The 13,193-nt window shown below is 65.0% G+C and carries 17 protein-coding genes; all 17 read left to right on the forward strand.

Annotated elements, in window-relative coordinates:
- The first annotated feature begins 15 nt into the window (after window positions 1-15).
- The gene (locus D1F64_RS03305) at window positions 16-711 is read left to right on the forward strand and encodes a hypothetical protein (protein WP_162901256.1); all 696 of its coding nucleotides are present in this window, start codon (window positions 16-18) and stop codon (window positions 709-711) included.
- Between the two features lie 108 nt (window positions 712-819).
- Window positions 820-1,344, forward strand: a complete 525-nt coding sequence (locus D1F64_RS03310) for a hypothetical protein (RefSeq protein WP_162901257.1) — start codon at window positions 820-822, stop codon at window positions 1,342-1,344.
- Between the two features lie 163 nt (window positions 1,345-1,507).
- The gene (locus D1F64_RS03315) at window positions 1,508-2,161 is read left to right on the forward strand and encodes a hypothetical protein (RefSeq protein ID WP_117411253.1); all 654 of its coding nucleotides are present in this window, start codon (window positions 1,508-1,510) and stop codon (window positions 2,159-2,161) included.
- A 3-nt stretch (window positions 2,162-2,164) separates the two neighbouring features.
- Window positions 2,165-4,132, forward strand: coding sequence for a terminase gpA endonuclease subunit (locus D1F64_RS03320; RefSeq protein ID WP_117411254.1), 1,968 nt, complete (start codon window positions 2,165-2,167; stop codon window positions 4,130-4,132).
- 83 nt (window positions 4,133-4,215) lie between these two features.
- Complete coding sequence (locus D1F64_RS03325; RefSeq protein WP_248304599.1) at window positions 4,216-5,766, forward strand: phage portal protein; 1,551 nt, start codon at window positions 4,216-4,218, stop codon at window positions 5,764-5,766.
- Window positions 5,763-6,026, forward strand: coding sequence for a hypothetical protein (locus D1F64_RS03330; RefSeq protein ID WP_117411256.1), 264 nt, complete (start codon window positions 5,763-5,765; stop codon window positions 6,024-6,026). The genes D1F64_RS03325 and D1F64_RS03330 overlap by 4 nt, the downstream gene beginning before the upstream one ends.
- Window positions 6,001-7,104, forward strand: a complete 1,104-nt coding sequence (locus D1F64_RS03335; RefSeq protein ID WP_205470638.1) for a head maturation protease, ClpP-related — start codon at window positions 6,001-6,003, stop codon at window positions 7,102-7,104. Before D1F64_RS03330 ends, D1F64_RS03335 begins: the two co-directional genes overlap by 26 nt.
- Before the next feature lie 3 nt (window positions 7,105-7,107).
- Complete coding sequence (locus tag D1F64_RS03340; protein ID WP_117411258.1) at window positions 7,108-7,488, forward strand: head decoration protein; 381 nt, start codon at window positions 7,108-7,110, stop codon at window positions 7,486-7,488.
- Window positions 7,489-7,499: 11 nt separating this feature from the next.
- A complete protein-coding gene (locus D1F64_RS03345; RefSeq protein ID WP_117411259.1) occupies window positions 7,500-8,510 on the forward strand; it encodes a major capsid protein in 1,011 nt (336 codons plus the stop codon).
- Window positions 8,511-8,520: 10 nt separating this feature from the next.
- Entirely contained in the window at window positions 8,521-8,790 is a 270-nt protein-coding gene (locus tag D1F64_RS03350; protein WP_117411260.1) for a hypothetical protein, read from the forward strand.
- A 5-nt stretch (window positions 8,791-8,795) separates the two neighbouring features.
- A complete protein-coding gene (locus D1F64_RS03355) occupies window positions 8,796-9,194 on the forward strand; it encodes a hypothetical protein (protein ID WP_117411261.1) in 399 nt (132 codons plus the stop codon).
- Entirely contained in the window at window positions 9,191-9,976 is a 786-nt protein-coding gene (locus tag D1F64_RS03360; protein WP_117411262.1) for a hypothetical protein, read from the forward strand. Before D1F64_RS03355 ends, D1F64_RS03360 begins: the two co-directional genes overlap by 4 nt.
- A gap of 17 nt (window positions 9,977-9,993) precedes the next feature.
- Window positions 9,994-10,521, forward strand: coding sequence for a phage baseplate assembly protein V (locus tag D1F64_RS03365; protein ID WP_248304600.1), 528 nt, complete (start codon window positions 9,994-9,996; stop codon window positions 10,519-10,521).
- Between the two features lie 12 nt (window positions 10,522-10,533).
- Window positions 10,534-10,752 carry a hypothetical protein gene (locus D1F64_RS03370; RefSeq protein ID WP_117411264.1) on the forward strand — a complete coding sequence of 73 codons (219 nt, stop codon included), beginning with the start codon at window positions 10,534-10,536 and terminating at the stop codon, window positions 10,750-10,752.
- Window positions 10,753-10,755: 3 nt separating this feature from the next.
- The gene (locus D1F64_RS03375) at window positions 10,756-11,130 is read left to right on the forward strand and encodes a GPW/gp25 family protein (protein WP_117411265.1); all 375 of its coding nucleotides are present in this window, start codon (window positions 10,756-10,758) and stop codon (window positions 11,128-11,130) included.
- Complete coding sequence (locus D1F64_RS03380; RefSeq protein ID WP_117411266.1) at window positions 11,127-11,978, forward strand: baseplate J/gp47 family protein; 852 nt, start codon at window positions 11,127-11,129, stop codon at window positions 11,976-11,978. The genes D1F64_RS03375 and D1F64_RS03380 overlap by 4 nt, the downstream gene beginning before the upstream one ends.
- A complete protein-coding gene (locus D1F64_RS03385; protein ID WP_162901258.1) occupies window positions 11,975-13,189 on the forward strand; it encodes a phage tail protein I in 1,215 nt (404 codons plus the stop codon). The genes D1F64_RS03380 and D1F64_RS03385 overlap by 4 nt, the downstream gene beginning before the upstream one ends.
- Window positions 13,190-13,193 lie beyond the last annotated feature (4 nt).

Below are 13,193 nucleotides of genomic sequence, written 5' to 3' on the forward strand. Positions count from 1 at the left end.
ATGGAGCGGCATGCGATGAAATCAATCGACATTGAGGATCTGGTGCATTGGGCGTTGCGCGATCAGGCGGTAGGCCACGATCTGTCGGAAGGCGCCTATGGGCCGGAGGGGCTGCGGTCGAGCTGGCACAGCGTTGAGACGATCCTGCAGCTGGGCACCATGGTCGACACGTTTGGACGCGCGAACGGGAAGGGCGCCATGCACCCGGACGCGGTGTTGGTCGGCGACGCCCTGCGCGGGATGGATGCGCACGAGCGTCGGCTGGTTCTGGGCTACGGCATGGCGGGCACGCGGCCGGATTGGGATTATGAGCCGGAGTTGCGCCCCTTTATCGGGGCCAACGGCAAGCCGGAGGTGGTCAAGCTGGTTGAGCGCGGGCAACGAGGTTTGCGGGACGTGCCGCATCGCTGCGATCTGGAACTGCGCCCATCGCTGGAAGTCGTGGCCCATGCCTGGGCGACCTATCGCGACTGGTGGTTCGCGCTGACGTTTCTTTCGGCTTTGCTGCGGCCGAAGTTGGCAAGCCACGCGGTGACAGGGCCGAAGGCACCGTTCTCGCCATGGCTGGGAATGGGGCTGGCGGGGCTGATCGAGGAGATGACCGGCGGGGAAGACGATGCGTCGAGGCAAAATGCTGACAGGGCAGGTGGGTCGACGGTGGCTCGCTCGCTTGACTTGGGAGTTGGACTTGACGCACAACCAACAGGCTAAATTAGGTTGTTGAGCGACTAAAGAGCCGGCGGGGCGAACAGCCCGCGCCGGCTTTTTTGTGGGGCGGATCCGATGGCGGCTGTCACCTTCACATGGCAAGGCGACGGCATGGCTCGTCTCACGGCTGCCGCCAAGAACCTCGAGCCGGGCAAGGCGCGCCATGCCTTTCGCCGCGGCATCAACAAGGCCGGCGACAAGACCTATACCGCCACAAAGCGCACGGTCGCCAAGCAGGTCGGGCTGTCGCAGAAGCAGACCGAGGCCAAGGGCGGCTTGCGGCGCGTGCGGGCGAATTATTCCGCGCTGGAATATCTGATCATCTCGCGCGGCGGTCATATCAGCCTGAAAGAGTTCAAGGCGCGCCAGATCGCCAAAGGCGTCTCGGCGGCGCCCTGGGGCATCCGCCGTGTCTTCGCCAGCACCTTTGGGTTGAGCGCCGGTAAGCTCGGTGGCCACGTCTTCAAGCGCGCGGGTGCGGCGCGGTTTCCAATCGCAAAGCTGTTCGGCCCGGCGATCCCGCGCGAGATCGTCAAGGACGCGAGCCGTGCGGCTTTTGTCGAGACCGTGGCGCGCGAACTGCCGCCGAAGATCGAACATGAGATCCGCCGCTTGATGAAGGGCACGGCCAGCTGAGGCCAGCGGCCGGCGGGCGAGGCCCGGGCCTCCCCCAGATTTAGGGACCGTTTCCGCCCGAGCCTCCTGCGGGGGCGCGGCCGCGCGGGATTGCGCCAGTCTGACACGAAACTCGAAGCCTAAAGAGCTAAACAGCCGGGCTAAACAACACGAGGTTTGGAACGTGAGCGAGCCCCTTGCCCAAGAGACCCTCGTCTCGAAAGGCGAGTTCGCCAAGCTGATCAACGTCACGCCTGGGCGGGTGTCGCAATACATCACCGAGGGCAAGCTGACGGCGGATGCCTTTGACGGCTCGGGGCGTAGCGCCAAGGTGCGGGTCGAGCAGGCCTGCCGTCAGCTGAAGCTCCGGCTCGATATCAGCCAGCGACTTGGCAATGGCATCACGACGCGGCTGGAGCCGCAGGTGCCGCTGATGGCGATGCCGGCCGCCCAGCCCGCCCGGGTGTTTGAGCCGCGCGAGCCTGAGGAAGACGTCTCGGTCGAGGCGCAGCTCAAGCGCGAGAAGCTTCGCGAGGCCCAGTATCGCAACCGCAAGGCGGCGGAAGAGGAAGAGGCGCGCAAGGGCCGGTTGACCGAGACCGTTGCCGCGCGCGCGCAAATGGCGTCGGTTGCCGCGGGCATGCTTCAGGTGTTTGAAGGGTCGCTTGCCGATATCGCATCGGCAGTGGCCGCAAAGTTCAGTGTCCCGCAGCGCGACGTGCTGCACCTGTTGCGCGCGGAGTTCCGCAACCTTCGTGACAGGGCGAGCGAGCAGACACGACGTCGGCAGGAAGAAATGCCGGAAACACTATCGACCAGAATCGAGGCTGAGAGCTGAGCCATGACATCCATGATCGTCGAGACCGCCAATGCTGAATGGTTGGCGGCCGATGTCATGGCTGAAATCCTCAATCCCCCGCCGCCGGTCGACTATCTCGCCTGGGCGGAAGCCAACATCGTCTTTTCCGAGCGTGAGAGCCCTTATCCGGGACCGTACAATCGGGCGCTGTTTCCGTACTTCGATGAGATTCTGCGGGCGATGTCACCGGACGATCCATGCCGGGTGGTGACGGTGAAGAAGTCGGCGCAGCTTGGCGGCACGGTGCTGGCGAACATCTTTACCGGCGGGTCGATCGCCATGGACCCGGGTGATTTCCTCTATGTGCATCCGACCGACGGCAACGCGCAGCGCTGGTCGAAGATGAAACTCGTGCCGATGCTCAAGGGCACCACGGCGCTACGCAAGCTGTTTCCGATGCGCTCGCGCGATGGTCTGGACTCGGTTCTCTACAAGGAAAGGGTCGACGGGCGCGGCGCGATCCAGATCTCGGGCGCCAATTCGCCCGCTTCGCTCAGCCAGGTGACGATGAAACGGCAGGTCCAGGACGATCTGTCGAAATGGGAGATCAATTCCGCCGGCGATCCGGAGACGCAAGCCGACAGTCGTTCTCAGGCGCATGAGTTCGCGAAGATCGCGAAAATCTCGACGCCGATGATCATGCCGGGGTGCCGCATCACCCGCAATTTTGAGGCCGGCAGCGAGGAGCACCCTTACGTGCCTTGTCCGCACTGCGGGCACATGCAGGTGCTGGTCTGGTCGAACATGCTGGAGAACCTCGATGAGGAAAAGCCGGAAGCGGCTTGCTTTGTCTGCGAGGGACCGGAGTGCGGCGGCGTCATCGAGGAGCATCACCGCGCGCAGATGCTGCGCGAGCTGGAATGGCGGGCGCACAATCCGCGCGCGCGGCGCGAGCATCGCTCGTTTTGGATCTGGTCGGCCTATTCGATCCTGCAAAGCTGGGAGCGCATCGCGCGCTCCTGGCTGAAGGCCAAGGGCGATCCGGCGAGCGAGCAGACGTTTCTGAATGATGTGGTCGGTGAGGCCTACCAGGCGCAAGGCGAGGCACCGCCCTGGGAGGAGTTGCGCGACCGCGCGGCCGAGGCGCATTACGACCGCGGGCGGATCCCGTCCGGCGCCCTGGTCATCACGCTCGGCATCGATTGCCAGACCGACCGCGTGGAGTGGCAGGTGGTTGGCTGGGGGCGGCACAAGAACCGTTTCGTCATCGACTATGGCGTCATTCCCGGTCACATCGCGGAAAGCCAGTGCCAGGCCAGTCTCGACGGCCTGGTCGCGCAGGCGTGGATGAACGAGGCCGGTCATCAGATCGTGGCCGACAAGGTCGCGATCGACGGCAACGCCTGGACGGAAGACGTCTGGGATTGGGTCAAACGGCACCCGGCGTCCCGTGTGATCATGGTGCGCGGCAACAACCGCGACACGGCACCGCTGCTGGAGCGGGTAAAGAAAGAGCGCAACCGGCGCACGGGCAAGGTGCTGCGCTATTCCAAGCGGTTTTATTCGTTCAACGCGTCTGTCCTGAAGATGGCGTTTTATCGCAACGCCAAGAAGATCGATCCGCTGGAGACCGGCTATGTGGCCCTGCCGCGTGGGCTTGAGGATGAATATTTTCGCCAGCTGACGGCCGAGCGCCGGGTCGGCAAGCGAACGCGGGACGGGTTTGAGGAATTCCGCTGGGAGAAAGATCCAGCGCAGGCCAATGAGGCGCTCGACACGATGAACCAGGCAGAAGCCGCGGCGATGCGTTTTGGCATTCGCGGCATGCCGGACACTGTGTGGGACGCGCTGGAAGCCGCGCGCGAAACCCCGGCGCCAACTGGTGAACAGCTCGACATTGAAGACCTTATGGACCGGCCGGCCGCTGTCGTGCCGGACAAGGCCAGGACGGCGAACAAGTCTTCAGGCGAGATCAAGGCATCGCGCCGCAGCAAGTGGGCTCATCGATGAGCATTTTTGGTGGCCTCTTCAACCGGCGCCCTGATCGGGCAGCTGGCGGACAGCGCGCGGCTGCCCGGCCACAGGCGCGCTATTTGCGCGATACCACGTCGGGTGTCATCCAGGCGCGTCAGCCGGTACTGGCCGAGAGCCGCGACGATATCGGCCGGTCGTGGCGGCGCGCCGCGGCCCTGGCAAACGACTTGATCCAGAACTCCGGCCGGCTGAAGGGCGCCGTCGACCAGGTGTTGGCGGACACGGTCGGCATTGAGTTGACGCTCAATCCGCAACCGGACCTCACAGGCCTTGGATACGACGAGGCGGAGACGACCGCCTTCGTCCGGCTCATCAAGCAGCGCTGGAAGCGCTTTGCGTGGAACCCGGCCGAGTGCGACTTCCGCGGCAAGTTCACGCTGCCGCAGCTGGTCGACATCGGTCTGCGCTGGCACATCGCCTATGGCGAAGTGACCGGGGTGCTCGACTATATGCCGGCAGCCGAGCGGCGGCGGTACGGCATCACGACGGGCTCGAAACTCTGTCTGGTGCCGCCGCCTCGACTTGTGCAGGACACCAGTGAATTCGAGGGACTGCATCAGGGCGTCTATCACGACGAAAACGGGCGGGCGGTTGGATATCTGTTGCAGGATCGCGACCCGGGCAGCTTTCGCAAGCGGCGCTACCCGGCGCGCGATGCGGATGGCCGCGCGGCCTTCATGCACATCTTCGATCCGGTTGATGCGACGGACGTGCGCGGGATCTCGGTGCTGACGTCGGCGATCCGCAAGCACATCCAGCACGAAATGCTGGACGACGCGACGCTGCAAACCGCGATCCTGCAGACGATCTTCGCGGCTGTGCTCACCAGCGAGCAGCCGTCGGCCGACGCGTTCGAGGCGCTGGAAGCGCTCAAGGATGCCGATGGCGGGTCCAAATATGTCGGCGAGTTCGTTGATTATCTCAGCGGCAGCTTGGAGCGCGCTGCCGACAGCCGGTTGACGGTCGGCAGCGATCCGCAAGTGTCGCATCTGGCGCCGGGCGAGACCTTCGACATCAAGACGGCGGGCACGCCGGGCAACCAGTATCTGCCGTTTTCCGCAGCACTTGGCCGAGACATGGCGCGGGCCATCGGCATCACCTACGGCGGGCTGACGATGGACCACACGAGCGCGACCTATTCCTCGGTGCGCATGGAGAATTCCTCGATCTGGCCGGTGGTGATGCGTCGTCGCGAGCGGATCGCAGCACCCATCAACCAACAGGTCTATGAGAACTGGTTTGATGAGGAAATCGGCGAGGGTCGGATCCCCTTCAAGGGCGGCTATCGGGCGTTTGCCGCCAACCGTGAGCGGGTGACCTGGGCGCAGTGGCAGGGACCGGCCAAGCCTTCGGCCGATGACCTGAAGAGTGCCAAGGCGGCAAGCGAGCGGATTTCCAACGGCACCTCGGCCATTCAGATCGAGGCTGCGGATCTGGGCATCGATCCGGACGAGCTTTTTGAGATGCGGCGGCGCGAGCATCAGCGGTACGTCGACGCCGGCATGCGCAGCCCGTTCGACCGCAACCATTCCGCCTCTGACCAGGCGGATGGTGGATCCGGCACCAGCTCCGGTTCCGGCACAGACGATCAGCCAGGGGCGGCCGCATGACGGTGATCAAGATCCAGGACCGCACGCTCGACACAAGCGATCCGTGTGCCGTTGCCGAGACCTTGAGGGCGCTGCGGTTGCAGATCGCCGCGGGCGGCCAGGCTGAGACGGTTCGCTTCGGCGAGGAAGAGGTCCGCTATTCGGCTGCCAACCTGAAGCTGCTGGATCGCGAAATCGCGCGCTTTGAAGGCGCGTGCTCAGTGGCGACGACAGGTCGCCGCCCACGCCGACGCTATGCGCGCCGGATCCGTTGGGACTAGGAGAGTTCACATGCCAGTTTCCGTGTCGCCCGAGGGCGAGCTCGTTCTTTACGGGTTCGTCGGGGATAACCTGTGGGATGAGGGTTTTACGGCCCGCGAGGTCCTGGATGCGCTCGCGGAAGCGGGGCGCGGCACCGATATCGTGGTGCGGCTCAATTCCGCCGGCGGCTATGTCGACGATGGGGTCGCCATCTACAACGCGCTTGTCGCGCACAAGGGCCACGTGACGGTGCAGGTCGACGCGATCGCGGCCTCGTCCGCCTCGATCATCGCCATGGCGGGCGACGATCGCGTGATGCTGTCGGGCGCGCTGATGATGATCCACGATCCGTCGCGCGCAACGATGGGCACGGCCGCCGATCATGAGAAATCAAAATCCATTCTCGACAAGCTCGCAGCCCTGATGGCCGGCATCTACGCCGACGTGACGGCTGAGGACGAGGAAGGCTTGCGCATCGAGATGCGCGACGAGCTGTGGCTGACCGGCGAGGAGGCTGTCGCGCGCGGCTTCGCGACCTCGGCAGGGACCGCCAAGGCCAAGGCCTTCGCGGCCTTCGATTACCGCACCTATGCCCATGCACCGCAGCGCCTGGTCGCGCTGGCGAAGAAGAAACGCTGGTCCTTGGAAGAGGCCCGCACGGAGGCAGCGGCAGGCGCCGCCCATCCCCGCAAACAGGAGATCGAGATGACGGAGAAACCGAAGGCGGAGGATGACGCCGCTGTTGCAAAGATCAAGGCGGAGGCGAGCGCTTCCGCCCGGTCCGAGGCGCACGCCCGGATCAAGGCGATCACGGCCTGCGATGAGGCCAAGGGCCGCGCGGCGCTCGCCGAACATCTCGCCTTTGAGACGGAGATGTCTGCGGACGACGCGGTGAAAATTCTCGCCGCCGCGTCGAAGGAAACCGCGGCCACTGAGAACGAAACCGACGTGACTGGCGGCACCGATGCGCAGGCCTATGAGCAGCGCCGCATGGCTGCCGCTGGCCAGGGCGTGCCCGGCCAGCGATCCGAAAAGCCCAAGGCGTTCAGCAGCGGCGAGATCTATGCGCTGCGTCGCCGTGCCCTGAAGGAGGCCTAGGCCATGGACATTAAAACCGAGGGCGCCCGCGACCTGGGCTTTGTTCTCTCGCTGGCATCGGGCAAGCGCTCGCTCGACACGATCACGATCGCCAGCGGCGCTGGCCGTCTCGAGTCTGGCACGGTGCTCGGCCGGATCACCGCGAGCGGCAAGTTCATCACCTCGCCCAATGCCGAGGTCGTGGACATCGAGGGGGCGGAGATCGCCACCGCGATCCTTGGCTATGGGGTCGACGCCACCGACAGCGATGTCGAGGCGGTGGTGGTCGACGGGGACGCCGAGGTCAAGGAACCGATGCTCGTCTTCGACGCCTCGGTCGATGACGCGACAAAAATCGCAATCAAGGTCGAGCAGCTGCGCGCTGTCGGCATCAAGGCTCGATAGGAGGGCGACACATGCCTGGAAACGATATTTGGGACGCGGACGGTTTCACGCTGGAATCGCTGACCGCCGCGGTCAACAAACAGCCCTACCGTCCGGGACAGGTCTCGGCGACCGGGATCTTTGACGAGGACGGCGTCACAACCACCGTGCTCTCGATCGAAGAACGCGAAGGCAGGCTGGCGCTCGTTGAGCCGAGTGTGCGCGGCGGCGCCGGCGAGACGACTGGTGACGAGAAGCGCAACCGCATTCCCTTCGAGGTCGACCACTACGAGCGCAACGATGCGGTGAAAGCCGATGAAGTCCAGAACGTGCGCGCCTTCGGCACCGAGGATCGCCTGGAAACTCTCATCGAACGGATTGAGCGCAAGGCGCAGCGCCATGCGGCCGATCTGACCATGACGCTGGAGCATCAGCGTGTCGGTGCGATCAAGGGCATCGTCACGTCCAAGTCCGGCAAGGTCCTTCATGATCTCTATGCGCGGTTTGGTCTTGCTGTTCCCGCACCGATCTCGCTGGAGCTGGATGTCGAGGCGAGTGATGTCGGCGGTCTGTGGCAGGACGTCATCTATGCCATGGAAGACGAGCTGGACGAGCCCTATGACGGCATCCACGTCTTCACCGGCCGCGACTTCCACAAGGCCCTGTGGCGGCACAAGTCGGTGCGCGACACCTTCCTCTACAACACCGGCGCCGCGGTGCTGCGCCAGGACGTGCCGGACACGTTCGAGTATGGCGGAGCGACGTGGGAACGGTACCGCACCGGTGCGAAGGCGACCTCCGATCTTGGTGCGCCCTATATCGCCGCCAATGAGGCACGCGTGATCCCGAAGGGTGTCTCCGATCTCTTCATCACCCGCTTCGCGCCGGCCGACTACGAAGAGACGGTCAACACGCAAGGGCTGCCCTTCTATGCCAAGCAGTACGCCATGCGGAACGGCAAGGGGCGTGAGCTGGACGTGCAGATGAATGCGATCTCGCTCTGCACGCGCCCCGGCTCCCTGCGCAAGCTCACGCTGACCTGAGGGTGATTCAATGGCAGAGAAGAAAATCCGCATCTCGTCGCCGCGCGGCCTGATCATCCCGGGCGCGGTATTGGGCAAATCAGCCGACGTCCGGGTTGGACCGCATGAACCGGTGTCTGTGCCGGTGGCCTATGGCCTCAGCCTGATCGGCGATCGTTTCGCCGAGCGGGCAGGGGCCAAACCGGCGGCCGTTGAAAAGCCCTTGGTCAATGAGCCAGACGATCCGCCTGAGACCTTGCCGCTGGCACCGGGGGGCATGCTGCCGACCGGGGCGGACTGACCAAGATGGCCGGCCCATGGAAAACCCGCCTGGCGTTCGCGCGCCGGGCGATCGACGCTGAATTCGGCGAGACGTTTCGCGTCGAACCGATGCGCAAGAGCCAGTATCAGGGCGCGGTTGCTGATCCGGACCGAGCGCCCTTCACGCTGGAGATCGCGCATCTGCGCAACCATGGCGGCGAGGACGATCTCGGCGGCGCCGGCTCGAAGTCGTGGTCGGTGCTGATCGCCGGCGGAGCGGCCGAGCTGCATGTCGATCCGGACAGCTATCCGCTGGCCCGGACCATCCTCAAGGGCGATCAGATCGTGGCGTTGGATCGCAACAGCGAGCCGCGTTTCGAAGTGGCGCGGCTGGACCGCGATCAGCGCAATCGGCTGGTCTTTCAATTGGCGTTCAAATCATGAGCCTTGTTCGACTTCTGGTGCGGCTTGCCACCGTCAAGGCGCTCGGTGGCGCCACCTGGGCGGGTGCCGCCGTGCGCGACAGCGAGATCGCGCCAATCGACGCGGCGGCCGAGAACGAACGCCAGCCGTTTATCTCGGTCTATGTCGATGAGACCAGGACCTCGCCTCAAGGCAAGGATCTGCTGGCCGGCAGCACCGACATGTCTTTGGTGCTCGAGATCGGCATCACGGCGCAAATGTGCGTGCGTGATGAGCATGGTCGGGAAGTGACAGAACAGGGTATGCCGGTGACCGACGCCGGTCTTGAGCTGACGCTCGATGTGATCCAGCGCCAGGCGCTCAGCGCCCTGATGGATCCGAACAATGACTGGGCAGATCTGTGGCGCGGAATGGTCACGAGCGTGCGCTCGATCGAGATGCAGCGCGGCGCGAAGGCCCAAGACGGGCCGCGGTTCGCCGGACGGCAGATCGTCTTGTCCTGCGCGACCTTGCGCGACCCGGCCTTCGGCGTGGCCTTGAGCGGGATCTGGCCCACAGCCCTTGCCTTGATCGAGGCGGATCCTGAAGTCGCCTATCTGGCGCAGGTGATCCGGACCGTGGTCGGGGAGGATGCGGGCATGTCCGCCTGGAAGACCGTGCAAGCGCAGCGCGGCCTGTCGCTTGGTGAAGCCCGCGGCCTTTCGATCACGCCACCAGTGGGAGCCGAAGCGGCGGCCCCTGATTTTGCTGAGCCGACACTGGTCGAGCCGGCGCCCGTTGAACCTTCTCCAGGTGCGGCATGAGCCTGCCGGATCAGATCGTGGATCTTTATCGACGCATTGCGGAACTGGAGCGACGCGGCCGTAACGCCAAGCGCACCGGCACGGTGAGCGAGGTCGATCATGCCAAGGGACTTGCGCGGGTGATGCTGTCGGAACCGGACGGCGTGCCCTTCGTCAGCCCTTGGATGCCTTGGAAGGAAGTCGCCGCCGGCGACATCAAGAGCCACATTCCACCATCCGTCGGCCAGCAGGTGACGGTGTCATCCGAGAACGGCGATCTGACTGATGGCGAGATCGACATGTCGGTGCCATCGACCGCCAATCCGCGCCCGCACGACGGGCCGGAGGCCGTGATTACCAAGGGCAGCGTGCGGATCGAGATCGCCGACGCGCTGGTCAAAATCGACACACCGAAAGCGGTGATCAATTCGGACGCCGTGCATTTGGGCGGCGAGGGCGGACCCAAGGTCGCCCGCCTGGGTGACAACGTTCTCGTCGGCGCCGGTTCTTCGGCCGGGATGTGGCCGATCGTGGAAGGCTCGTCGCGAGTGTTCGCGGCAGATTGAAGGGAATAAGACATGCACCGCAGATCCTATGACGTCGCTATCGCCGGCTTTTTCGCGGGCGCCTGGAAGGACGTCGGCGAGACGATCGCGCTGACGGATGCGCAGGCCAAATATCTCCTGATCGAGGGCAAGATCGCGCCGAAGACTGTTGCCTCCAAGCCGAGCGACGCCGTTGCCGGTACGCCGGCCAAGGCAAGCCGCAAGGCGGCCCCCGAGCCGGCCGAGGGCTAGGCCTTGGCCGGCTCCACCGGCGTTGACGCCTCAGCGGGCGTAACGCTGTCTGGCTGGCCGCACGTCGCACAATCGATTGCGACAATCCTGACGACGCGCATCGGCGCAAGGGTGATGCGGCGTGACTTTGGTTCAGACCTGATGAGCCTGGTTGATGCGCCGATCAGTGACCGCGTGGTGTTGGCGATGTTTGTGGCCGCAGCGACAGCGCTCAATCGTTGGGAGCCGCGGTTTAGCCTTGACCGGGTGGCCATAGCGGCAGCCGGGGCTGAGGGCGGCATCTTGCTTGTGCTGAGCGGGACTTATTTTCCGCGCGGCCATCTCGGCGATTTCAATGTGCAAGAGGATGCGCAGACGCGCGTGGTGGTGTCGCAATGAGCCGTTTCACCGCTCCCGATCTGGCGACACTTGCAGCGCCCGATGTTATCGAGACGCTCGACTATGAGGCGATCATCGCCGCGCGGCTGGCCAAGCTCGTTGAGCTCTATCCCGCCTTCGACGTCGGCGCTCTGGAAACCGATCCTTTGCGCATCGCGCAGCAGGCGGAAGGCTATTTTGAGCTGCTGTTACGCGCCCGGGTGAACGACGCCGCCAAGACCGTTTTGATCACACATGCGACGGGCACGGATCTTGACCACCTGGCGGCGTTGTTTGGAACCGCGCGGCAAACGAATGAGCCGGATACGGCGTTTCGTGCGCGGGTGCTTCTGGCGCTTGAGGCGTTCTCAACCGCCGGGCCGGCGGGCGCTTATGAATACCATGCGCGCGCGGCGCATCCTTTGGTCAAGGGTGTCGGTCTTGGCGTGCCGCAGCCGGGTCACGTCGTGGTTGCGGTGCTGTCGAATACGGGGGACGGGACGGCGTCAAACGAGGTGGTCGGCGCGGTACGCGCGCGGCTGATGCAAGATGATATCCGTCCACTGACGGATGCTGTGACGGTCAAGCCGGCAACCATCACGCCCTATGAAATCGCGGTCACACTCAGGGTGCCGTCCGGTCCCGATCCGGACGTGCTGCGCGCGGCCGCCATGTCAGCACTTTCTGCCTTGGCGGCGGCGCGTCATGAGGTCGGCCAGGCGGTCAATGTCAGCGCGATCGTCGCCGCCGCGCATGTCGCCAACGTCCAGAGCGTGTCGGTCGCATCGCCGATCGCGGATCTGACTGCCGCCAGCGATGAAGCTTTTTGGTGTGCCGGCATCACGGTCACCGTCGAGGTTCTGCCGTGATTGCGGCACGCACGATCGTCCTGCCGTCAAACGCGACCCCGCTTGAGCGGGCGCTTGAACGCGTTGGCGCGCGCGTCCTCGATATTCCGGCACCGCTCAAGGATTTGTGGAACCCGGACACCTGCCCGGTGGCCTTCCTGCCGCATCTCGCCGCCGCCTTCTCGGTCGATTTCTGGAATGGCGATTGGGACGAGGCGAAGAAGCGCTCGGTGATCCGCAACGCTGTGCGACACCACCGGCTGAAAGGAACGTTGGCCGGCATAGAGGCTTACGCGGCAATGGCGGGCGCAGAGATCCTGGGCTTACACCGGCCGCCGGAGAAATTCTTCGCCGGTGGATCGGACACGCTGGAGCAGCGCCGCGCCTGGCTGGACGCCTTGCCGGTGATCAAGGTCTATCGCTCGACGGCGCGCGCGTTGCGCAGTCGCGGGATCATCGCCGGTGGCGCGGTGCAGCCGTTCTTCTTGTCGCGCCGCTTCGCGCTCGCATCGGGTGCGACGGTGCGCAAGCGGCCGCGCGCGGTGTTCATTCGCGATGGTGTCGAGACCGAAGTTGGCATCGCGACCGATGTTGAGGGCGTGCGATGCGTGATCCTGCATCGTGCGCTCGGCGTGCGCGCCGCGGCCGGACGCGTGGTGGGACGGTTCGCGCTGGCCACATCGGCTGCGAAGACGGTGGCGAGGATCGCGGCCGATCCCGGCATCGATGATTCGGCATTGGCAAACCCGCTGCGGCCCGCCGGCACGGGCAACGGCATCTTGCCGGCGATTGGCTCGGATCCGATGCCGATCGGGCGTGCATGGTTCTCCCATGCCAACGCCTGGCATCGCTTTGCCGGCGTGTCTTCGGCGCGCCAGCGGATTTTTGAGCGGATCCCGATCGCCGACGATCTGGCTCCCGCCGAACCGCGCAAGTCGACGGCGTTCGCCAGCCTCACCCGCTTGGCCATGCCGGCGCACACGGCCGAGCTGAAAACGTCGATGCCGGGCAAGGGGTTGCGCAATGGCTGGTTCGCAGGCGCGCGGCCGGCGGGCGCATTCGCCGCTTCCGTCGACAAGACCCGCCTGGGCGAGGCCTTCGCTGCCATGCGCGCCGCGAAGCGCCTGTCTGACAAGATCCTGATCGACACGCGGACCTATCGGCCCTTTGAGGCCGGACAACCCCTGTTTGCCGGGCAAGACATCCTTGCCGGCCACATGACCCGAGCTTGAGGAG

The organism is Breoghania sp. L-A4 (assembly GCF_003432385.1).
Classification (GTDB): domain Bacteria; phylum Pseudomonadota; class Alphaproteobacteria; order Rhizobiales; family Stappiaceae; genus Breoghania.